At 70.1% G+C, this 20048-nt stretch carries 18 protein-coding genes and 2 tRNA genes; 5 read left to right on the top strand and 15 right to left on the bottom strand.

The genetic code is table 11. The annotated features are described in order from the left end of the window. Position 1: 1 nt before the first annotated feature. Together JWR33_RS03960 and JWR33_RS03955 are read right to left on the bottom strand one after the other, a co-directional pair. Positions 2-75: transfer RNA gene (locus JWR33_RS03960), tRNA-Ile, on the bottom strand. A gap of 43 nt (positions 76-118) precedes the next feature. Beyond that, positions 119-1990: an NAD-binding protein gene (locus tag JWR33_RS03955; RefSeq protein ID WP_297409651.1), complete on the bottom strand. Its 1872-nt coding sequence runs from the start codon at positions 1988-1990 to the stop codon at positions 119-121. Positions 1991-2135: 145 nt separating this feature from the next. Between JWR33_RS03955 and JWR33_RS03950 the strand changes: the two genes are divergently transcribed. After that, entirely contained in the window at positions 2136-2315 is a 180-nt protein-coding gene (locus JWR33_RS03950; protein ID WP_297409650.1) for a hypothetical protein, read from the top strand. A gap of 43 nt (positions 2316-2358) precedes the next feature. Here the strand turns inward: JWR33_RS03950 and JWR33_RS03945 are convergent, their stop codons facing one another. After that, positions 2359-3591: a glycosyltransferase gene (locus tag JWR33_RS03945; RefSeq protein WP_297409649.1), complete on the bottom strand. Its 1233-nt coding sequence runs from the start codon at positions 3589-3591 to the stop codon at positions 2359-2361. Between the two features lie 174 nt (positions 3592-3765). Then, on the bottom strand, positions 3766-4680 hold the full coding sequence (locus JWR33_RS03940; protein ID WP_297409648.1) for a DMT family transporter: 915 nt from the start codon (positions 4678-4680) through the stop codon (positions 3766-3768). 46 nt (positions 4681-4726) lie between these two features. Between JWR33_RS03940 and def the strand changes: the two genes are divergently transcribed. Further along, positions 4727-5293 carry a peptide deformylase gene (def, locus tag JWR33_RS03935; RefSeq protein ID WP_297409646.1) on the top strand — a complete coding sequence of 189 codons (567 nt, stop codon included), beginning with the start codon at positions 4727-4729 and terminating at the stop codon, positions 5291-5293. Between the two features lie 3 nt (positions 5294-5296). Here def and JWR33_RS03930 read toward each other — a convergent pair whose 3' ends face one another. The 3 genes from JWR33_RS03930 to JWR33_RS03920 are packed head-to-tail and all read right to left on the bottom strand — an operon-like array spanning position 5297 to position 7249. Beyond that, the gene (locus tag JWR33_RS03930) at positions 5297-5611 is read right to left on the bottom strand and encodes an AzlD domain-containing protein (RefSeq protein ID WP_297409644.1); all 315 of its coding nucleotides are present in this window, start codon (positions 5609-5611) and stop codon (positions 5297-5299) included. Continuing rightward, positions 5608-6366, bottom strand: a complete 759-nt coding sequence (locus tag JWR33_RS03925; RefSeq protein ID WP_297409642.1) for an AzlC family ABC transporter permease — start codon at positions 6364-6366, stop codon at positions 5608-5610. The genes JWR33_RS03930 and JWR33_RS03925 overlap by 4 nt, the downstream gene beginning before the upstream one ends. Next, the gene (locus JWR33_RS03920; RefSeq protein ID WP_297409640.1) at positions 6350-7249 is read right to left on the bottom strand and encodes a histidine kinase; all 900 of its coding nucleotides are present in this window, start codon (positions 7247-7249) and stop codon (positions 6350-6352) included. Before JWR33_RS03920 ends, JWR33_RS03925 begins: the two co-directional genes overlap by 17 nt. A gap of 65 nt (positions 7250-7314) precedes the next feature. Here JWR33_RS03920 and JWR33_RS03915 point away from each other — a divergent pair, with 65 nt between their 5' ends. After that, on the top strand, positions 7315-7665 hold the full coding sequence (locus tag JWR33_RS03915) for a TraR/DksA C4-type zinc finger protein (protein ID WP_297409638.1): 351 nt from the start codon (positions 7315-7317) through the stop codon (positions 7663-7665). A gap of 79 nt (positions 7666-7744) precedes the next feature. On the opposite strand, the gene JWR33_RS03910 is transcribed toward JWR33_RS03915, so the two are convergent. The 8 genes from JWR33_RS03910 to dnaG all read right to left on the bottom strand — a co-directional run bounded on the left by JWR33_RS03910 (position 7745) and on the right by dnaG (position 17573). Further along, a tRNA-Asn gene (locus tag JWR33_RS03910) sits at positions 7745-7817 on the bottom strand. 50 nt (positions 7818-7867) lie between these two features. After that, a complete protein-coding gene (locus JWR33_RS03905) occupies positions 7868-8875 on the bottom strand; it encodes a D-isomer specific 2-hydroxyacid dehydrogenase family protein (RefSeq protein WP_297409637.1) in 1008 nt (335 codons plus the stop codon). Continuing rightward, complete coding sequence (locus tag JWR33_RS03900) at positions 8872-9732, bottom strand: dipeptide/oligopeptide/nickel ABC transporter ATP-binding protein (RefSeq protein WP_297409635.1); 861 nt, start codon at positions 9730-9732, stop codon at positions 8872-8874. Before JWR33_RS03900 ends, JWR33_RS03905 begins: the two co-directional genes overlap by 4 nt. Before the next feature lie 41 nt (positions 9733-9773). Beyond that, a complete protein-coding gene (locus JWR33_RS03895; RefSeq protein ID WP_297409633.1) occupies positions 9774-11456 on the bottom strand; it encodes an ABC transporter ATP-binding protein in 1683 nt (560 codons plus the stop codon). Further along, positions 11453-12478, bottom strand: a complete 1026-nt coding sequence (locus JWR33_RS03890; RefSeq protein ID WP_297409631.1) for an ABC transporter permease — start codon at positions 12476-12478, stop codon at positions 11453-11455. Before JWR33_RS03890 ends, JWR33_RS03895 begins: the two co-directional genes overlap by 4 nt. Further along, on the bottom strand, positions 12478-13542 hold the full coding sequence (locus JWR33_RS03885) for an ABC transporter permease (RefSeq protein WP_297409653.1): 1065 nt from the start codon (positions 13540-13542) through the stop codon (positions 12478-12480). The genes JWR33_RS03890 and JWR33_RS03885 overlap by 1 nt, the downstream gene beginning before the upstream one ends. A 93-nt stretch (positions 13543-13635) precedes the next feature. Next, positions 13636-15279, bottom strand: a complete 1644-nt coding sequence (locus tag JWR33_RS03880; RefSeq protein WP_297409629.1) for an ABC transporter substrate-binding protein — start codon at positions 15277-15279, stop codon at positions 13636-13638. Positions 15280-15467: 188 nt separating this feature from the next. Beyond that, positions 15468-17573: a DNA primase gene (gene dnaG, locus JWR33_RS03875; protein WP_297409628.1), complete on the bottom strand. Its 2106-nt coding sequence runs from the start codon at positions 17571-17573 to the stop codon at positions 15468-15470. 271 nt (positions 17574-17844) lie between these two features. Here dnaG and lysA point away from each other — a divergent pair, with 271 nt between their 5' ends. After that, on the top strand, positions 17845-19068 hold the full coding sequence (gene lysA / locus JWR33_RS03870; RefSeq protein ID WP_297409627.1) for a diaminopimelate decarboxylase: 1224 nt from the start codon (positions 17845-17847) through the stop codon (positions 19066-19068). Between the two features lie 51 nt (positions 19069-19119). Then, positions 19120-20046, top strand: coding sequence for an ABC transporter substrate-binding protein (locus tag JWR33_RS03865; RefSeq protein WP_297409626.1), 927 nt, complete (start codon positions 19120-19122; stop codon positions 20044-20046). Positions 20047-20048: the final 2 nt, after the last annotated feature.

Here is a 20048-nt window from a genome sequence, read left to right as displayed (position 1 = left end):
GTAGGGCGGACGGGACTTGAACCCGTGACCGAGCGATTATGAGTCGCTTGCTCTGACCAGCTGAGCTACCGCCCCGAACGCGTTCACGATACCGGCACCCGCGGGTGCCGGTCGTCGCTCACCCCTCGGCGAGGACGATGATCTTGTCGTGCGGCGCGAAGCTGCGCGACTCCGCCTTCGAGGGATTCACCCGCACGCCGTACGCCTCCTCGCTGTTGCGGGCGTGCTCGGCGATCCGGTAGCCGATGGCGGTCTCGCCTCGCCGGCGGGCCGCCTCCAGCACCGTGTAGAAGTCGGCGGTCACGCCCGGGCGCACATAGCTGGAGGCAGGACGCAAGTAGATCTCGCTGCCCTCGCTGGAGAAGAGTGTGTTGAAGACGTCGGTCAGCTTCTTGTTCTCCGACGTCTGGGAGAGCATGAGGCTGATCAGCTTGTCGCTGACGATGAAGTCGTCGGCCTTCGTGACCTCGGCCAGCTCCCGGTTGGCGTCGTCGAGCATCTCGCTCACCACGGCGAAGTCGACCTCGGCCCGATCCGCCATGTCCCGCAGGTGCAGCAGCGTGATCAGGGTCTTCGCGTCGGCACGGTGCACGTCGAGGTGCTCCTTGTAGGCGAGCACGATGATGTGGTCGAACTCCTCCACCGACAGGCTCTCCAGCACGGCGCGGCTGGTGGAGTCCCCTCGGTGGGATCGGATCTCCAGGTTCGGCAGCTTCTGCAGCGGAGGCAGGTCGACATCGGCCACGACGAGCACCGTCGACCCCGGCGCCACGTACTCGCTCAGCTCCCGCAGCATCGTGTGCAGGCCCGAGTTGTAGCCGAGCACGAGGGTGTGCTCCGGCTTCGGCGCAGGCACCTCGGCGAAGCTGATCGCGTCCGGGTCGGGCACGCCGGGCGTGCCGAGCTTGATCGCACTGTCGTCTTCAGCGATCAGAATGAGCTGGTCGCCCTCCTCGTAGAGCACCTCGGCGGCCGGGTTGAGCACCACAGCGCCGCCCTTCACCATGCCGATGACCGCGCAGTCGGCATAGGCCAGCTGCACGCCGAAGTACGTCTCCCCGACGAGAGCGGGCTCCACGGTGAAGTAGATCTCATCGCCGCCGAAGTCGAGCAGCTCGGTGTAGACGACGCTGAGCCCGCTCTGCCGGCAGCTCTGCACGGTGATGCGGCTGATCAGTTCGCCGGCCAGCACCCAGTGCGCCTCGTCGCGGCCGACCAGGCGGGCCGCCTCGAGGTTCCCCGGGTCGTGGATCTCTCCCACGATGTGGTAGCTGCCCTCCTTGCGGTGCGGGTTGTTGGTGAGGGCGAGCGCCGTCCTGATCACCACGGAGTCCGGATCCGGGGTGTCCTCGGGCGCGAGGATCACAATGCTGCGCGCCGCGTGCGGGCTGACGAGCTCCAGCTCGGCCAGATTCATCGGGTTGCCGCTGCGCACCACGATCCTCGTCTTCCCCCGCTTCGGGAGCTGAGCGTGGAGCTCGTCCTCCATCTGCACCTTGTCCCGGTCGGCGAGGATCACGATGGTGGGCCGTCGCCGCGACTCGTTCGCGATGCAGATCTCGGTCACGATCGGGAACACCTTCGAGCTCCAGCCGAGGATCAGCGTGTGGTCGCTCTCGAGCACCTTCGAGCGGCCCTTGCGCAGGTCCTCGACCTTGCTGTCGAACGCGCTGGAGATGATGCCGATGAGGCTGGCCACCAGGATGACGCCGCCGATCGTGACCACGAGCATCGCGATCCGGAAGCCGCTGCCCTCGTCGCCGCCCATGGTCCCGCTGTCCAGGGTGCGCATCAGGTTGCCCCAGAGCACCTCCCAGAAGTCCGGGTTCCCTCCGGTGGGAAACAGGTGCAGCAGCTGCACGACGAGCGCGACGAGCGCGATGAACACCACCGTCGCCAGGGCGAGGAGCCCGATCAGTGCGATGGTGCCCTTCGCCATGACGCCGTCGAACCAATACCGAAACCGCTGCCCGAGCGTCACCTTCTGCACGTCCACATGTTGGCGGACAATCGCCGGGCGGCCCCGTACCCCACGCCGGAGGCCCTTCCTCGACCGGGAAGCGCCGACGCCCCAGTGCCCGACGGCCGCGCCCCATTCCGGGTGCAACGGCGGCGGTCGGCCTCACACTCGCATCATGACGACTTCCCTCTGCCCCACCTGTGGTGGGGTCACCCACCTGCTCCCCAACACCGAGCGACCGCTCGGCGCCATCAGCAGCTACATGAAGTGGCAGTGCGAGTCGGACGCTGCCCACGTGTTCGATGACGAGAACAGCCCGTCCCTGAGCCAGAGCCGTTCGTTCGGGGACCACTGAGGCCAGAGGTCCCGCGCCCGGAAGTCGCCGGACCGGCCGAACCCTAGTCGAGCGCCGAGACTCCGCGGACGCGTCGTCGCAGCGAGCGGAACTGCTCGCGCAGCTTCGCGCTGAGCGGCGCCACCTCGGTCACCGGGTCCTCCACCTGCTCGCCGCGGTAGAGGCGCTCGAACACGCTGACGGTGGTCTCGATGTCGTGCGGCTCGATCAGCCGGAGCGAGGCGTTCTTCATCACCAGCAGCTCCTCCTCGGGCAGGCGGAGCACCCGCTCGATCCGGTCGGCGAGGGCCCACGCGTCCCCCGGAGGGAACAGGTAGCCGTTCTCGCCGTCGCGCACCAGATGCGGCAGCGCCATCGCGTCGGCGGCCACGATCGGCAGACCGGAGGACATCGCCTCCATGGTGGCGATGCTCTGCAGCTCGGCGATGCTCGGCATGGCGAACAGCGTTGCCTCGGTGAGCACCCGACGCAGCTTCTGATCCGTCACTCGACCGTGGAAGATCACCCGGTCGGCGATCCCCAGCCGGACAGCCAGTGCCTCGAGCGGCTTGCGCTGGTCGCCGTCACCGACGATGTCGACCTTGACGTCGAGGTCCGCGGGCAGCATGGCGACGGCTTCGAGGAGCCGGTCGAGCTGCTTCTCGGGTGCCACGCGGCCGCAGAATGCGATCCGATTCTCGGTGCGGGGCTCGAAGTCCGGCGTGTAATCGGAGGCGCGGATGCCGCAGGAGATCGCGTGCACGCCGCGCAGTCCGGTCTGCTTCTCGAGGTAGTCAGCGGCCTTGCGGGTCGGGGTCGTCACCTCGGACGCACGCATCAGGATCCGCCGCGCGTCCTTCCAGGTCAGGGACACCGCGAGCGGCCAGACGAAGCGCGGCAGGCCGCTGAACTCGATCAGGTTCTCGGGCATGAAGTGGTTGGTGGCGACGATGCGGATGCCGGACTTCAGCGCCTCGGTGGAGGCTCCGCGGCCGGCCAGCAGGTGCGACTGGATGTGCACCACGTCGGGCTTGATCTCATCGATGATGCGCCGGGCGTTCGCGTTGATGCGCCACGGATACACGAAGCGGATCCAGTCGTGCTTGAGCCAGCGCATGCTCAGCAGCCGGTGCACGGTGAAGGTGGCCCCGCTGTGGTGCTCCCGGAATGCGCCCTGACGGTTGTCGTGGGCCTGCGCGATGACGTGCACGTCGTGGCCGTGCCGGGTGAGGCCGGCGGCGAGGCGCTCGCTGAAGTTCGCCGCGCCGTTGATCTCGGGCGGGAACGTGTCCCCCACGATCAGAACGGTGAGCGGGCGGAAGTCGCCGGATGGGGTATCGGCGGGGTGTGACGCGTCGATCGTTCTTCCTTGCGTTGCCACAGGCGGACGTGGGAGTCTCGGGAGCCCTCACGCTACCGCACGCCCTCGTTTCCGCGGGGAGCGGGGTCCGGCCGCGTGTCCCCCGGCGCCTCAGTGCTGGGCCTGCGGGTGATTCTTCGCCAGGTCGAAGACCCCCAAGACCGCGATGATGCCCGCGACCACGAAGGCGATCGCGGCGTACCACGGCGCCTGTGAGGCCTCCCCCAGCACGAGGATGCCGATGCCGACTGCGACGAGCGGGTCCACGACGGTGAGACCGGCGATGACGAGATCGGGCGGCCCTGCCGAGTAGGCGGTCTGCACGAAATAGGCGCCGAGCGCCCCTGCGGCGAGCAGGCCTGCGAGGCAGGTGAGGGTGAGCCACTCGAAGTCGCCCTGCAGGATGCGGTTGATGACGACCTTGGCGAGGGTCGCCACGAAGCCGTAGAGCACCCCGGCTCCGATGATGTAGTAGACGGCCCGGAACTGGTGCCGCAGGGCCAGGAAGGATGCGACGAAGGCGATCAGGACCGCGGCGAGGATGATCAGGATGGTCACCAGCTGGGTGTCGCTGATGGCGCGGTCGACGGCGGTGAACGCCGCAATGGTCACGAACAGGCCGACCCCGCCGACGCAGAGCGCGATGGCGCGGATGGAGCGCCGGTTGAGCGGCACGTGGCTCACTCGGGCGTTGAGGATCGAGGTGATCACGAGCGCGATCGCCCCGAGCGGCTGCACGACGATGAGCGGCGCGAAGCCGAGGCTGGTCAGCTGCAGCACGATGGCCAGGGCCAGCATCATGGTGCCGATCACCCAGGAGGGCCGGCCGAGCAGCGACGTGAGCTGCCCGAGGGACAGGCCGGCGGTCGAGGAGGCGTTCTGCTCCTCAACCTTCGCGACGCCGCGGTGCTGGAACTGTGCGCCGAGGCTGAGGAAGACGGCGCCGACGAGGGCGATCGGGATGCCGAGCGCCTGGTAGGGCCGAAGCAGGATCTGATCAGTCAGATCGGTCAGCTCGGGCGGCACGCAGAAAATCTTACCGGCGCCCCCTGCTCGATAGTCTTATGGCGATATGGCGATCCTCCCGATCCGCATCACCGGCGATCCGGTGCTGCACCAGCCCGCGCTGCCGGTCACCCGCTTCGACGACGACCTGCGCACTCTCGTGGCCGACATGTTCGAGACGATGGCCGCCGCGCCGGGGGTAGGGCTGGCCGGCCCGCAGGTCGGCGTTCCCCTGCGCCTCTTCGTCTACAACTACTCACCTGACGACGGCGGCGAGCGCCGCGGCGTCGCCATCAATCCGGAGCTCTGGATCACGCCGACCCCGACGGGCGAGGCCGATGAGCTCGCCGAGTCGGAGGGCTGTCTGTCCGTGCCGGGCGAGCGCTTCCCGCTGCGCCGGGCCGAGCGGGCACTGCTCCGCGCGGTCGACCTCGACGGGAAGTCGTTCGAGATCGAGGCGGCCGGCTGGTTCGCCCGGATCTTCCAGCATGAGTTCGACCACCTCGACGGGGTGCTCTACGTCGATCGTCTGGACTTCCTCAACGCGCGCCGCGCGACGAAGGCGATCGTGAAGAGCGGATGGGGCAAGCCGGGCAACTCCTGGCTCCCCGGGGTGGACGACCTGGAGGGCTGAGGCCTAGGCCGCCCAGCCGAGCAGGCGCAGGACCGCCGCGAGTGCCGCGGCGGCGACCACCACCGCGAGGAACGGTGCGCGCAGCGCCAGGAGCACGGCCGCAAGCAGCACGGCAGGCACTCGGGCGTCGACGGTGAGGGTCATCCCCGCGCCCAGCGTCTGGACCGCGATGAGCGCGGCGAGCAGCGCGACGGTCACGAGGTTCGCGGTCCGGGCCGCCGCCGGGCGCTCGAGGATCGTGGACGGCACGAGGTAGCCGGCCAGCTTGAGCGCGAGGACCGCCCCCGAGGCGAGCAGGACGATGGTCCAGATCGTCATCCCGGCTCCACCGCCCCCTCGCGACACGCGGGGCTCCCCGCTGCGTCGTCACTCTCCGGTCGGCGGCCGAATGCGTTCGTGATGCCGACGACGATCGCGACGGCCGCCGCGGCGAGCACCGGGACGCCCGGCGGCAGCACGGGGACCAGCACGGCGGCCACGACGACCGCCGCGACCGCCACGACGACCGGCTGCAGGGTGCGGAGGCGGGGCCAGAGCAGGCCGAGGAACGCGGCAGCCGCAGCGGCGTCCAGCCCGTACTGCCGCACGTCGCCGAGCGCGTCGCCCAGCAGGGCGCCCAGCAGGGTGGTGGCGTTCCAGCCCGCGAAGACCACGAGGCCGGTGACCCAGAAGCCGAGCCGCGCGCTGCGCAGCGTGGGCTGCACGGTGGCGACCGCCGTCGACTCATCGATCGTGACCCACGCCGCCGCAGCCTTGCGCCACACGCTGCCGCCGATCAGCGGCTTCACCCGCACGCCGTAGAGGGTGTTGCGGGCGCCGAGCAGGGCGGCGCCGGCGATCGCGGACGGGCCAGCCGCGACGCCGCCTGCCGCGAGAACACCGACGAGGGCGAACTGGGATCCGCCGCTGAACATCACGAGGCTCAGCACGCAGGTCTGCCAGACGTCCAGGCCGGAGGCCACCGAGAGCGCGCCGAAGGAGATGCCGTACAGGGCCGTCGCGATGCCGACGGCGAGGGCCGATCGCCGTGCGGCGGTGTCCGGATCGGCCGCGCCGCTAGCGCGTTCCGCCACGGCTCAGGTCCACGCCGTGCACACCGTTGTGATGCCGGAGCGCCGGGAAGACGGCCGAGACCGAGAAGCCCACGCCGGCGGTCTGGCTCACCGAGAGGATGCCGCCGAACAGCTCGGTCCGCTCCCGCATCTCCTCGATGCCGGGGCCGACCACCTGTTGGGTGAGGGTGCGCAGGTCCTCTTCGACCGTGTAGACCGTGCCGCCGTGGTCGGGGTCGAGGCCTTTCCGGACGGCGGCGTTGCGGATGCCGTCGTCATCGACCCGGACCTGCATGCCCTGAGTCGTCCAGGTGAAGCTGACGCGCGCCTCGGTGCCGTCGCCGCCGTACTTCAGCGAGTTGCTCAGCGCCTCCTGGAGGATGCGGTAGATCGCCAGCTCTGCGCCAGCGCTGAGCGGATACGGCTCTCCCGACTCGTCGAAGGTGACGCCGAGACCGGCGTCGCGCATCACCTTGAAGAGGTCCCGGGTCGACTTGAGCGTGGGCTGAGGAGCCACGTCCGCCTCGGTCTCCCGGACGAGGGAGCTGACCCGGCGCATGTCGGCGAGGGCAGCGCGGCCGGTGTCCGCGATGGTGGAGGCCGCGCGCACCGCCACCATCGCATCGCTCCCGGCGGCGTACTTGGCACCGTCCGCGTCGGCGATCATCGTGGTCACCCGGTGCAGGGCGAGATCGTGCAGCTCCCGGATGATGCGGAGCCGGCCGCCCTGCTCGGCCACCGACAGCTCGAGGTCGATGCGCGCCCGTGCGGACGCCGTCTGCTCGGATGCGAGGCGCCGGTATCGGCGGGTCGCGCGGATCCAGAGCACGAGGAAGAGAACGGCGAGGAGCGCGGGCACGGCGATCAGCAGAGCGGTCGGAACGGCGTCGAGGGTCCATGCCATGCCCGCCAGTCTAGGATTCCGGGGTCCCGTCATCAGGTTGCCGGGCCGCCGGGAGGAGAGTCGGGATGAAGCCTGTGGACGTCGCGAGTGCGCTGCTGGATCGCGCCGCCGCCGACGCCGAGAGCCTGCTCCGCGGCCTCACCGCGGACATCTCGTCGCTCACCGACGCTCGGCGCGACGCGAACTCCGATGACGAGCACGACCCGGAGGGAACGACACTCGCCTGGGAGCGATCGCAGGCGGACTCGCTGCGACTGGATGCGGTGGCGCGACTGGCGGCCGTGGCGGCGGCCCGCGCGCGGGTCGCGGAGGGCACCTACGGCACCTGCATCCGCTGCGGCGGCCCGATCGCGCCGGGTCGCCTCGAGGCGCGTCCCTGGACCGACCGCTGCGTCGCCTGCGCCGACGCTCCCTGAACGGGACGCGGCGAGGGCTGGGCTCGTGATAGCCGCGGCAAACGAGGAAGCCCCCGCAGCTGGGCTGCGGGGGCGTGAGCTCCCCGACTTGGACTCGAACCAAGAACCTGCCGGTTAACAGCCGGCTGCTCTGCCAATTGAGCTATCGAGGAATGCGTTTTTACGGCTCGTCCACTTTAGCGCACCAGGAGGTCCGCGGCCGTCAGTAGCCCCGACTGGGGTCGACGAGTCCCACGAAGCGTCCCGTGGACACGTATGCCTCCACGTTCTGCCGCACCCGCTCGGCGAGCAGCGGCGCGATCATCTCGGGCGTGTCGGCCGAGTGCGGGGTGAGCAGGGCTCGCACCTCGGTCCAGAGCGGATGACCCTCGGGAAGCGGCTCCGGGTCCGTCACGTCCAGCCCGGCGAAGAGCAGCCGCTCCTCCCGCAGTGCCTGCACGAGCGCATCGGTGTCCACGAGCGGGCCGCGCGCGATGTTGACCAGCACGGCGGTCCGCTTCATCCGGGCCAGCTGGTCGGCGCCGATCATGTGGCGGGTCTCGCCGGTGCTCGCCGCGGCGAGCACGAGCACGTCAGCGGCGGGCAGCACGTCGTCCAGGGCATCGGAGGTGACCGTGCGGTCCGCGCCCTCGACGTTCCCGGGGCTGCGCCGCACCACGGTGACCGTCACGTCGAACGGCTGGAGCAGGCGGATCAGCTCCACCGCGATCCCACCGGCGCCGACGATCACCACGTTCCTGCCGTAGAGCGACTCGCCCTTCTTCGCACCCCACGACTCGGCGAGCACCCGCTCGGGGAAGTGCCGCAGGCCGGCGAGGGTGAGCGCGAGGGCGTGCTCGGCGACGGGCTGGGCGTAGGCGCCCTTGGCGCTCGTGTAGACGAGACCCTCGCGGTCGTGCGAGGCGAGCGCGGCGGCGAACGCGTCGACGCCGGCCCAGGGCAGCTGGACCCAGGAGATCCGGGGGTAGCGCTCGAGTGCGTCGAGCAGCCCCTGCGGTTCCGAGTTCGCAAGCCAGACGATCGCCCGGGTGTCCTCGCTGAGGGGTGCGATCTTCCCCCCGCCCGCACCGACCGCCTCCCGGAACTGGTCCGTGACGTCGCTCTCGGGCAGGAGTGCGATCGGGCCGGTGGCCGGCCGAGACTCCGGCGGCAGAGTCGCGACGCTCGCGCCTGCGACGGCTCGGTGGGTGAAGCGGGGGACGTCGGTCATGGCGCATCATCTCCAGTGAGATCGGGAAGCTCGATGGGGCCGGTCGCGATGCGGTACTCCTGCGCGAGCCCGCGAACGTAGGGATGGCTGGGGTCGCGCAGCACCTCGTCCAGGCGGCCGAGGCCCACCAGGTGGCCGCGCTGCAGCACCGCGATCCGGTCGGTGAGGCGGGCGGTGACCGCGGCCTCGTGGCTCACGATCAACGCGGAGAAGTCGTGCTCGCTCTGCATCTCCAGGATGGTGTCGAGCACCGGGCCGCGGGCGGTGACGTCAACCCCCGCCGTCGGCTCGTCCGCGACCCAGAGCGCGGGCCCGAGCACGAGTGAGCGGGCGATGGCGACACGCTGCCGCTGTCCGCTCGAGATCTCGTGCGGGTACGCGGACATGACCTTGAGCGGCAGCTGGACGGCGTCGATCAGCTCCGCGACGCGACTGCCGAGCTCCTTGCGATCTGCCCTGCGGTCCCGGGCGAGCAGCGGCTCCGCCACGTTCTCGGCGATGGTGTAGCCGGGAGTGAGCATGCGGCCCGCGTTCTGCGGCAGGTAGCCCACGTCGAAGGTGAGGAGGTTGCGTCGGCGGGCATGCATGCCGCGCAGCTCCACTCCCAGAACGTGCAGCGAGCCGCCGACGATCTGGGTGACATCGTCGCCGGCAAGGCCGCGTCCGGTGCCACCCGCGATGGTGCGGGCGAGGGTGCTCTTGCCGGAGCCCGACTCCCCCACCAGACCCATCAGCTCGCCGCGCTTGATGTCGAAGGTGACCCCGTCGATCGCCCGGTGGGCCGCGCGCCCGTGGCCGGGCGGGTACTCGATCGTCACATCGCTGGCCGCCACGACGACGTTCTCGGCGGTTGCCATAGTGCCATTCTGCCGAACCGGGACACCCCGGGCCGACCGGCCTACCCTTCGCTCGCCCTCAGGGCGGCCAGCGCGGTGCGCCGCTCGGCCTGAGCGGCCGGGTCAGGGACGGGCAGGGAGGCGAGCAGGCGCTGGGTGTACGGATGCTGCGGTGCGCCGAGCACCTGGGCGCCCGTGCCCTCCTCGACGAGCTTGCCCCGGTAGAGCACCGCGATCCGGTCGGCGAGCAGATCCACCACGGCGAGGTCGTGACTGATGAACAGGCACGCGAAGCCGAACTCCCGCTGCAGCTCCGCGAACAGCTCGAGCACCCGCGCCTGCACGGACACGTCGAGCGCCGAGGTGGGCTCGTCGGCGATCAGCAGCTTGGGGTTCAGCGCCAGCGCCCGGGCGAGGCTGGCGCGCTGGCGCTGCCCGCCGCTCAGCTCATGCGGGAATCGGTCCCCGTACGAGCGGGGAAGCTGAACGGCCTCGAGCAGCTCGCCGACCCGCGTGTGCGCCGAGGCGGCGCTGCGGAAGCGCTTGTGCACGATCAGCGGCTCGGCCACCGCCTGCGCGATCGTGAGGAGCGGATTGAAGCTCGATGCGGGGTCCTGGAAGACGAACCCGATGTCTCCCCGATGCTTGCGGAAGTTCCGCTCCCGCATGCCGAGCATCTCGGCGCCGAGCACGGACAGGGAGCCGCCGGACACCCGCGTGAGGCCGGCGAGTGCACGTCCGATGGTCGTCTTGCCCGACCCGCTCTCCCCGACCAGGCCGAGCACCTCGCCGGGGAGGATGTCGAAGGAGACCCCGTCGACGGCACGGAAGCCGGGGCGTCCGAGCCGCCCGGGGTACTCGATCACGAGCCCGCGCGCGGAGACGAGGGGCGCCTCGGGGGCGGCCGCTGCGCGGGCTGCGGCGCGCTGGTCGGTGGCCGCCTTGCCCTGGCCAACATAGGGAACCGCGGCGAGCAGGCTCTTGGTGTAGGCGGCAGTGGGCGCGGAGAACAGCGTGGCGGTGTCGGCCTCTTCGACGATGCGGCCCTGGTACATCACCGCAACGCGGTCGGCGAGGTCGGCAACCACGCCCATGTTGTGCGTGATGAGCACGATCGCGGTGCCGAACTCGTCCCGGCAGCGGCGCAGCAGGTCGAGGATCTCGGCCTGGACGGTCACGTCCAGTGCCGTCGTCGGCTCGTCGGCCACGATGAGGCCCGGGTCGAGCACGAGCGCCATCGCGATCACCACGCGCTGCTTCTGGCCGCCCGAGAACTGATGCGGGTAGTAGTCCACCCGCTTCTCGGGCTCGGGGATGCCGACCCGGCGGAGGATCTCCACGGCCTTCTCGCGCGCCTGCTTGCGCCCGAGCTTGGAGTGGGCGCGGAGTCCCTCCGCGATCTGCCAGCCCACCGTGAAGACCGGATTGAGGGCGGTGGAGGGCTCCTGGAACACCATGGCGACGTCGGTGCCGCGCACCTCCCGGAGGCGACGGCCGGAGAGCGTCACGATGTCGGACACCCCGCCGCTGCTGGAGGAGAGCAGCACGGCCCCCGACTCGGTGGCCGTCTCCGGCAGCAGACCCAGGATCGTCTTGGCGGTGACCGTCTTGCCGCTGCCGCTCTCGCCCACGATGGCGACGACTTCCCCGCGCTCCACGGTGAGGCTCACCCCGTCGACCGCCTTCACCGTGCCCTGGTCGCTCGCGAACGAGACGTGCAGGTCCTTGATCTCGACGACGCTCACCGTGCTCGCTCCAGTCCGTCGATGCCGCCGGGCGCGCTCAGCACGCCGCCCGGGACGACCGAGGTCTCCCCCACCAGCCCGGAGGCTGCCGCGACGGATCGGCGACCGCGGAGTCGCGGATCGGCGAGATCGTTGAGACTCTCGCCCACGAGGGTGATGCCGAGCACGACGAACACGATCGCGAGGCCCGGGAACAGCGAGGTCCACCAGATGCCGCTCGTGACATCCGAGATCGACTTGTTGAGGTCGTAGCCCCATTCCGCGGCCGAGCTCGGCTCGATGCCGAAGCCGAGGAATCCGAGGCCGGCCAGGGTGAGGATCGCCTCGGAGGAGTTGAGCGTGAAGATCAGCGGGAGCGTCCGGGTGGCATTCCGCAGAACGTGCCGGAACATGACGCGGGAGGTGCTGGCACCGATGACCCGTGCCGACTCGACGAACGCCTCCCCCTTGATCCGGACCGTCTCTGCCCGGATGACGCGGAAGTACTGCGGGATGTAGACGACCGTCAAGGAGATCGCGGCCGCGAAGACGCCGCCGAACAGGCTCGACTGGCCGCCCGAGATGACGATGGCCATGACGATCGCGAGGAGCAGGGTCGGGAAGGCGTAGATCGCGTCCGCGACCACGACGAGGATCCGGTCGATCCAGCCGCCGAAGTACCCCGAGACGAGGCCGAGGGCGACACCGGCGACGATCGAGAGCGCCACCGCCACCACGATCACGAGCAGCGCGGTCTGCGAGCCCCAGATCACCCGGGCCAGCACGTCGTAGCCGCCCGAGGTGGTGCCGAGCAGGTGCTCGCCACCGGGAGGCTGCTGGGCGCCGAACGACCCGTTCGAGTCGCGGAGCTGGGAGTAGCCGTACGGCGCGAGCACCGGGGCGAGGATGGCGGCGAGCACGAAGATCGCGGTGAGCACGAGCCCGGCCACCAGCATGAAGCGCTGCACGCCCACGCTCTGCCGCACCTGATGCACCACCGGGATCCGGTCGATCAGGCGCCGGCGGTCGATGGGGGCCGCCATCAGTACCTCACCCGAGGATCGATGAGAGCCGCGATGACGTCGACGACGAAGTTGGTGACTGCGACGATCACGGCGAGCAGCACGACGATGCCCTGCACGGCGACGAAGTCGCGCGCCTGCAGGTAGTGGGTCAGCTGGAAGCCGAGGCCCTTCCACTCGAAGGTGGTCTCGGTGAGCACGGCGCCGCCGAGGAGCAGCGCGACCTGCAGGCCGATCACGGTGATGATCGGCACGAGCGCAGGCCGGTACGCGTGGGTGCGGACCAGCCGGAACTCGCCGACGCCGCGGGAGCGAGCGGACGTGACATAGTCGGTGCCGAGAGTGCCGATGACGTTGGTGCGCACGAGGCGGAGGAAGACTCCGCCCGTGAGCAGCCCGAGCGCGATCGCCGGCAGGACGGCGTGCCGGAGGACGTCCTGCAGCACGGCGGGATCGCCGGTCTGCATCGCGTCGATCAGGTAGATGCCGGTCGGCGACGGCAGGAGCTGCATCTGCAGCTCGCTGGCCACCGAGGCGCGGCCGTACACGGGGAGCAGGCCGAGCTGCACGGCGAAGACCAGCTTGAGCAGCAGGCCGGCGAAGAACACCGGCGTCGCGTAGCAGAGGATCGCGAAGACCCGCAGGACGGCGTCGCCCCAGCGATCCCGGATATAGGCCGCGAGCATGCCGAGCGGGATCCCCACTGCGAAGGCGACCACCAGCGCGTAGACGGCCAGCTCGAGAGTCGCTGTTCCATAGGTGACCAGGACCTCGGTGATGGCCCGATTGTCGGTGAGGGTGCGGCCGAAGTCGCCGGTCGCGACCTGCCCGAGGTACTCGAAGTACTGGATCAGGATCGGGCGGTCGTAGCCGGCGGTGTGGATCCGCTCCTGCAGCTGGGCGGCGGGCAGGCGGCCGCCCACCGATGCCGTGATCGGGTCGCCGGAGGCGCGCATGAGGATGAAGACGAGCGTGACCAGGATGAAGACGGTGGGGAAGATCAGGAGGAACCGGACGAGGAGGTAGCGCCCCAGTCCGCCTCCTGCGGCCCGGCTGGTGCCGACGGAGCCGGGGGCCCCGGTCACCGGCGTGTCCAGTGCAGTCACTCGTCCTTCTTCCGCACGGAAAGGAGCGAAGGGGCGGCCCGCCATCCGGCGGACCGCCCCTCTCGATCAGGTTCAGCCCTTGGTGATCCCGGCATACCGGAACTTGTAGGACGCGTCCAGCGTGACGCCGGAGATCCCGGTTCCTGTCACGGCCAGCTCGGCGCCCTGCAGCAGCGGAATGGTCGGAAGCTGGGCCGCGACCTGGTCCTGGATGGCGCCGATCACGGTCGCCCGCTCGTCCTTGTCCTGGGTGCCGATCTCCTGGGAGATCAGCGCGTCCACGGCCTCGTCCTGGTAGTGGTTGGCCAGGAAGCCGTTGTCCAGCCGGAAGAACGGCGTGAGGTAGTTGTCGGCGTCGGAGAAGTCCGGGAACCAGCCGAGCTGGTACGCCGGGTACTGGTCCGCGGTGCGGTCCTTCGAGTACTGCGTCCACTCGGTGCTGGCGAGGTTCACCTTGAAGAGGCCGCTCGTCTCGAGCTGGTCCTTCACCAGTGCGTACTCGTCGGGCGAGGAGGGGCCGTAGTGCTCGAGCGCGTACTGCAGGTCCAGGGTGACCGGGGTGGTCACGCCGGCGGCGTCCAGCGTTGCCTTCGCCTTGTCTGCGTCGGGCGCGCCGGAGCCATCGCCGTAGAGCGACTTGAGGGACTCGTTCGCGCCGGTGAGCCCGGCCGGGACGTAGGAGTACAGGGGGGTGAAGGTGCCCTTGAACACCTGATCGGCGATGGTCTGGCGGTCGATGAGGTCGGCGACCGCCTGGCGGACGGCCAGCGCCTTGCCCTCGTCCGCGCCGTCGGTCTTGGCACCGAACGGCTGCGTGTCGAAGTTGAAGACGATGTAGCGAATCGCGCCACCCGGCCCGTCGAGCACCTTCACCTTGTCGTCACCGCGCAGGTCGGCGACGTCCGTCGGCGACATGCTCCGGTACGCCACATCGATGTCGCCCTGCTGGATGGCCAGCTTCAGGTTGGAGGAGTCGTCGAAGTAGGTGAGGTTGACGGTGTCGTTGGCTGCGGGGTCGAGGTTGCCCTGATAGCCGTCGTACTTCGTGAACTGGATGAGGGTGTTCACCTTGTAGGAGGTGATCATGTACTGCCCGGCGAACGCCTTGCCCTTGACGATCTCGTCGTCGGGCGTGAGGGCGTCGGGCGAGAACACGTCTTCGTCGACGATCGGCCCGACGGGGCTGGAGAGCACCTGCTGGAACGTCACGTCGTTGGGCACCTTGAGGGTGAACACGACGGTGCTGTCGTCGGGAGCCTCGATGCCGGCGACGTTCGCGAGGAGCGACGACGGGCCGTTCGGGTCCTTGATGGCGAGCTGTCGGTCGAAGGTGAACTTGACGTCCGAGGAGGTGAGCGGGTTGCCGTTCGCCCACTTGAGACCCGACTTCAGCTTCACGGTGAACTCCGTGGGCGTGGTGAACTCGCCGGACTCGGCGATGCTCGGCTCGACGTCCGGGCTGCCCACGGGGCTGTCGAAGAGGAACGGGAACACCTGCAGCTGAACCGCGAGCGAACCGTTGTCGTAGGAGCCGGCCGGGTCGAGGGTGGTCAGCGGGTCGCTGGTGCCGATCGTGATCGTGCCGCCGCCGGTGCCGCCCGAGGACTGGCCGCCGCCGCTGGCTCCAGCGCAGCCGGCGAGCGTGAGCGCCGCCGCCGTGATGCCGGCGGTCGCGAGGAGAACGCGCCTGGTCCGGACCGAGATTGCGGATGTCATCCGTCTACCTCTTTCGATGAAGGGATGTCGCCCCTGGTGCGGGGCAGGCGCGGAATCGACGCCGCGCTGCTGTGACACTCTGGTCTAACACACGGCTGATCCTCAGCCCGACTCAAGCGGGACTTCGTTATGGCGCCGAAACATCCTCGTCAGCGCCGCGGCGTCCGCCACGGGAGACCCGCCGCCGGTCAGCCCTCGAGCAGGGTCCGGCGGTCCGCCTCGAGCGCCACGAGGTCCCGCTGCAGCCCTCGGTACCGCTCGGGGTCGTCCGCCGGCCTGGTGCGCTGCAGCTGGCCGAGCAGCTCGGTCTTGCGGCGGAGCAGATCCCGGTCGATCAGCCGAGCGGTGACATCCCGCACGTAGATTCCGAGGGCCTCCTCGCCGGGCTGCTGGGGAAGCGGTGCGATGGCGAGCTGGTGCACCAGCCCGGTGAGCGACTCGGGAACCGCGGTCGCGACGCGCTCGAGCCACTGCGGGGACTGCAGCGCGTCGAGGCTCGCCCGGATGCCGTCGCGCACCCCTGCGAGCGACCGGTTCGCGAAGCCCGTCTGCACCGCCCGCTCGAGCAGGGACTCCCCCACGAGCTGGGGGAACTGCAGGGCGGCCATCAGGGCATCGCGCTCGAGCCGAGTGGCGGGATCGCCCGGCAGCTGGGCGAGGGACGGGCCGCGGGCGGGCGCCGGCGCGTCGTAGTTCCCGTCCTCCGGCGGAGGGGCGGAGTCGTAGTCCTCGGGGGGCGGGTCGTCCACGGGTGCGTGCTGGCGAGCGGGACTGCCCTGCGAGCCGCGCTGCTCCCCGGGACCACGGCGTGCGGGGCCGGCCGGCGCCCCACCGCGCTGCGGTCCGGCGCCGCGCTGAGGCGCCTGGCCGGGACGCTCGGGTCCCTGTCCGGGACCGCCCCCGCGCTGTCCCGGGGCACCGCCACCCTGGGCGGCGCTCCCACCGCGCCGGTCGCCGCGGGAGTCGCCGCTGGACCCCCGCGGGGCCGCAGATGCCACCGCCGACTGCACGTCGGCGAGCTCCATGCCGAGCCAGCGCGCGAGTTCGCGGGCGTATCCGGGCCGCAGGGAGGGGTCACGGATCTCGGCGACCACCGGAGCGGCGGCGCGCAGGGCGGCCACGCGCCCCTCCACGGTGTCCAGGTCGTGCGCGCGGAGGTGCTGCTGGATGATGAACTCGAACATCGGCTTCTTGGCGGCGATCATCGCCTGCACGGCCTCGTCGCCGTGGGCGAGCCGCAGATCGCAGGGGTCCAGTCCCTCCGGGCCGGTGGCCACGTAGGTCTGGGCGGCGAAGCGCTGCTCCTCGCCGAATGCCCGTACGGCGGCCTTCTGGCCCGCGGCATCGGGGTCGAAGGTGAAGATGACCTCGCCGAGGCCGGAGTCGTCGCCGAGCACACGCCGGAGGATCTTGATGTGGTCGACCCCGAACGAGGTTCCGCAGGTGGCGACGGCCGTGGTGATCCCCGCGAGGTGGCAGGCCATCACGTCGGTGTAGCCCTCGACGACCACCACCCGGCGGCCGCGGGAGATGTCTCGCTTGGCGAGGTCGAGCCCATAGAGCACCTGGGCCTTGTGGTAGACGGGCGTCTCAGGGGTGTTGAGGTACTTGGGGCCTTTGTCGTCCTCGAGCAGCCGGCGGGCGCCGAAGCCGACCGTCTCGCCGGTGAGGTCGCGGATGGGCCAGACGACGCGCCCGCGGAAGCGGTCGTAGACGCCCCGGTCGCCGCTCGAGACGAGGCCGGCGGCCGCGAGCTCGAGATCGGTGAAGCCGCGCCCGCGCAGGTGCTTGGTGAGCTCGTCCCAGCTCTGGGGGGCGAAGCCGACGCCGAAGCGGGCGGCCGCGGCGCGGTCGAACCCGCGCTCGCCCAGGAAGCGGCGCCCCGGGTCGGCGGCGGGGGTCGCGAGCCTCTCCACGAAGAACTCGCCCGCGGCGCGGTTCGCGGCGAGGATGCGGGCCCGGTTGCCGGTCTCGGCGGCCGCCCCGCCGTCCTCGTAGTGCAGGGTGTAACCGACCTTCGCGGCCATCCGCTCCACCGCTTCGGCGAACGTGACGTGGTCGATCTTCTGCAGGAACGTGTAGACGTCGCCGCCCTCGCCACAGCCGAAGCAGTGGAAGAGGCCCACCTGCGGACGCACATGGAAGCTGGGGCTGCGCTCGTCATGGAAGGGGCAGAGCCCCTTGAGGGACCCGACGCCGGCGGTCTTGAGGGACACGTAGTCGCCGACGACATCGCCGAGATTGACCCGGGCGCGCACCTCGTCGATGTCCGACTTGAGGATGAGGCCCGCCATGCGGGCAAGTCTAGATTCGGCCGGGGACCCCTCGGCCCGGTTCTGCGCATCGCGCCTCCTTTCCCGGTCCGCACCGCTGCCGAGCCCCGGTGCGGTGTTTCGGCGATGTAAAAGTTCGGCATCTCGTTGCTCGTCCTGCGGATTGCGCGCCTCCGGGGGCAATAGCGTGACGGAATCAGTTGAAGTCCCCGCCGGCGCTCCACGCCGAAGATGCAAAGGAACCCCGACCACGTTCGATCAACTCCGGCCGATCCTTCCTGTCAACAGCTCGGTGAGCGAGGACGACGTCCTGCTCATCGGCGGCTGCAGCGTCGAGGACCTCGCCAGCACCTACGGCACACCCCTGTACGTCTACGACGAGGCAGGGCTGCGTGCACAAGCTCGGGCACTGAGCGACGGACTGCGAGCGCGGTGGCCCAACAGCGAGGTGCTCTTCGCCTCGAAGTCCTTCCCCGCCGTGGCGATGTACCGCCTCGCCGCGGAGGAAGGACTGAGCGTGGACGTCGCGGGGCTCGGCGAGCTCCAGTTCGCTCTGGCGGCCCGCGTTCCTGCGGACCGGCTCTACCTCCACGGGAACGCCAAGAGCGACGACGAGATCCGGCTCGCGGTGGAGACCCACATCGCGGCGATCATCGTGGACAACACCGACGATCTGCACCGGATCGAGCGTCTCGCAGCCGAGCCCCAGAACGTCCTCCTCAGGGTCATCCCCGGAGTCGCTCCGGACGTGCACGCGTCGCAGTCGACGGGCGGGCAGGACTCGAAGTTCGGTGTGCCCCTCGACCAGCTCGACGACGTAGTCCGGCTCATCGCACGCCTGGAGCACGTCACGCTGATCGGGATCCATCTGCACATCGGCTCCCAGGTGCTCGAGACCGAGCCTTTCGTGCGGGCGGTCGAGGCCATCGGGCGCGTCGGCGAGTACCCGGTCTACAACATCGGTGGCGGGCTCGGTGTGCAGTACACCTTCGACGAGGACCCGCCCAGCGTTGAGGCCTACCTCGACGCCGTCGTGGCCGCAGCGGCCCGCGTCCTTCCCGCGGGCGCCAAGCTCCTGATCGAGCCGGGCCGATCGATCGTCGCCCGGGCAGGGGTCACCCTCTACCGGGTGAACACCGTCAAGCGCTCCGGCAAGAGCTTCGTCGCGGTCGACGGCGGCATGGCCGACAACATGGACATCGCCCTGACGGGGCAGCGCTACGAGGCGCTGATCGCCAACCGGGTCGATGGCGGCCTACCGGAGACGGTGGATCTGGTGGGCCGGCAGTGCGAGTCCGGCGACCGGCTCCGGGCCGACATCGCCCTCAACCAGCCGGTGGTGGGCGACCTGGTCGTCATGACCACAACGGGGGCGTACGCGTACACGATGGCCAACAACTACAACGGCGCGCTGCGGCCGGCGGTGGTCTTCTGCGCAGACGGGAAGTCGCGCGTCGTCGTCGCCCGGGAGAGCATCGACGACCTCCTTCGACTGCAGGAGCCCGCAGCGCTCTGATCCGGAGCCGCGACGCACAGCTGCACCCACTTGCCAACCAGGAGGACACCAATGCACAGCACTCACCGGAAGGCCGTCGTCAGCGCGGCCGCACTGATCATGATCGGCGCCCTCGCGGGGTGCGCGGGCGGGGCATCGGGTTCCGCCGGCGCACCGGCGGACAGCACCCCCACCGCGGCGGTCGACACGGCGGCGGCGGCGGCCCTGCCCGCCCAGTACAAGGAGAACGGGATCAAGTTCGCGTCGGACATCGCGAACCCTCCCATGGAGTTCTACAACGACGACCAGGAGATCCAAGGGTTCGACTTCGACCTGATGAACGAGCTGGGCGCGCGCCTCGGCACCGAGGTCTCGATGAACCAGCAGGCCTGGGACACGATCATTCCCTCACTGCAGTCGAACAAGTGGGATGCGATCATCGCGGGAATGAACGACACCGAGGAGCGCGAAGCGGTCCTCGACTTCGTGGACTACTTCTACGGCGGGTTCGGAATCCTCGTGCAGAAGGGCAACCCCGACGGGATCAAGGCTGCCGCCGACCTGTGCGGCAAGAAGGTGGCCGTGCAGAAGGCGACGGTGCAGGGCGAGGTGCTCACCGAGCGGGCGAAGGACTGCCCCGCCGGGACCACGATCACGCTGGTCGAGCTCCCCAGCGAGCTGGACTCGCAGACCGCGCTCCGGGCGGGGCAGGCGTCCGCGGAGGTCGTGGACGCGTATGTCGCCGCCTACGCAGCCCAGACCGCCGGTGACGGTCAGTTCTTCGAGCTGATCTCCGACCCCGAGAGCCCGGCCGGTCTGAACCCGGTCTACACCGGCATCGGGGTGCTGAAGAAGTCGGATGGACTTGCTGCCGCACTGCAGCTGGCGCTGCAGTCGGTGATCGACGACGGCACATACGAGAAGCTCCTCAGCAAGTGGAACCTCGCCGATTTCGCCATCGACAAGGCCGGGCTGAACCTCGCGACGACCGGCGACTAGCC

It is taken from the genome of Naasia sp., assembly GCF_025465545.1.
In the GTDB taxonomy this organism is placed as follows: domain Bacteria; phylum Actinomycetota; class Actinomycetes; order Actinomycetales; family Microbacteriaceae; genus Naasia.
Note: the sequence above shows the minus strand (reverse complement) of the source record. Positions and strands in the feature narration are given on the sequence as shown.

Bases quoted from the DNA above. Each gene is read 5' to 3' on its own strand.
- JWR33_RS03950 (WP_297409650.1), top strand. From the start codon at position 2,136: ATGACGACTTCCCTCTGCCCCACCTGTGGTGGGGTCACCCACCTGCTC.
- def (WP_297409646.1), top strand. From the start codon at position 4,727: ATGGCGATCCTCCCGATCCGCATCACCGGCGATCCGGTGCTGCACCAG.
- JWR33_RS03930 (WP_297409644.1), bottom strand. From the start codon at position 5,611: ATGACGATCTGGACCATCGTCCTGCTCGCCTCGGGGGCGGTCCTCGCG.
- JWR33_RS03920 (WP_297409640.1), bottom strand. From the start codon at position 7,249: ATGGCATGGACCCTCGACGCCGTTCCGACCGCTCTGCTGATCGCCGTG.
- JWR33_RS03915 (WP_297409638.1), top strand. From the start codon at position 7,315: ATGAAGCCTGTGGACGTCGCGAGTGCGCTGCTGGATCGCGCCGCCGCC.
- JWR33_RS03905 (WP_297409637.1), bottom strand. From the start codon at position 8,875: ATGACCGACGTCCCCCGCTTCACCCACCGAGCCGTCGCAGGCGCGAGC.
- JWR33_RS03900 (WP_297409635.1), bottom strand. From the start codon at position 9,732: ATGGCAACCGCCGAGAACGTCGTCGTGGCGGCCAGCGATGTGACGATC.
- JWR33_RS03890 (WP_297409631.1), bottom strand. From the start codon at position 12,478: ATGGCGGCCCCCATCGACCGCCGGCGCCTGATCGACCGGATCCCGGTG.
- JWR33_RS03880 (WP_297409629.1), bottom strand. From the start codon at position 15,279: ATGACATCCGCAATCTCGGTCCGGACCAGGCGCGTTCTCCTCGCGACC.
- dnaG (WP_297409628.1), bottom strand. From the start codon at position 17,573: ATGGCGGGCCTCATCCTCAAGTCGGACATCGACGAGGTGCGCGCCCGG.
- JWR33_RS03865 (WP_297409626.1), top strand. From the start codon at position 19,120: ATGCACAGCACTCACCGGAAGGCCGTCGTCAGCGCGGCCGCACTGATC.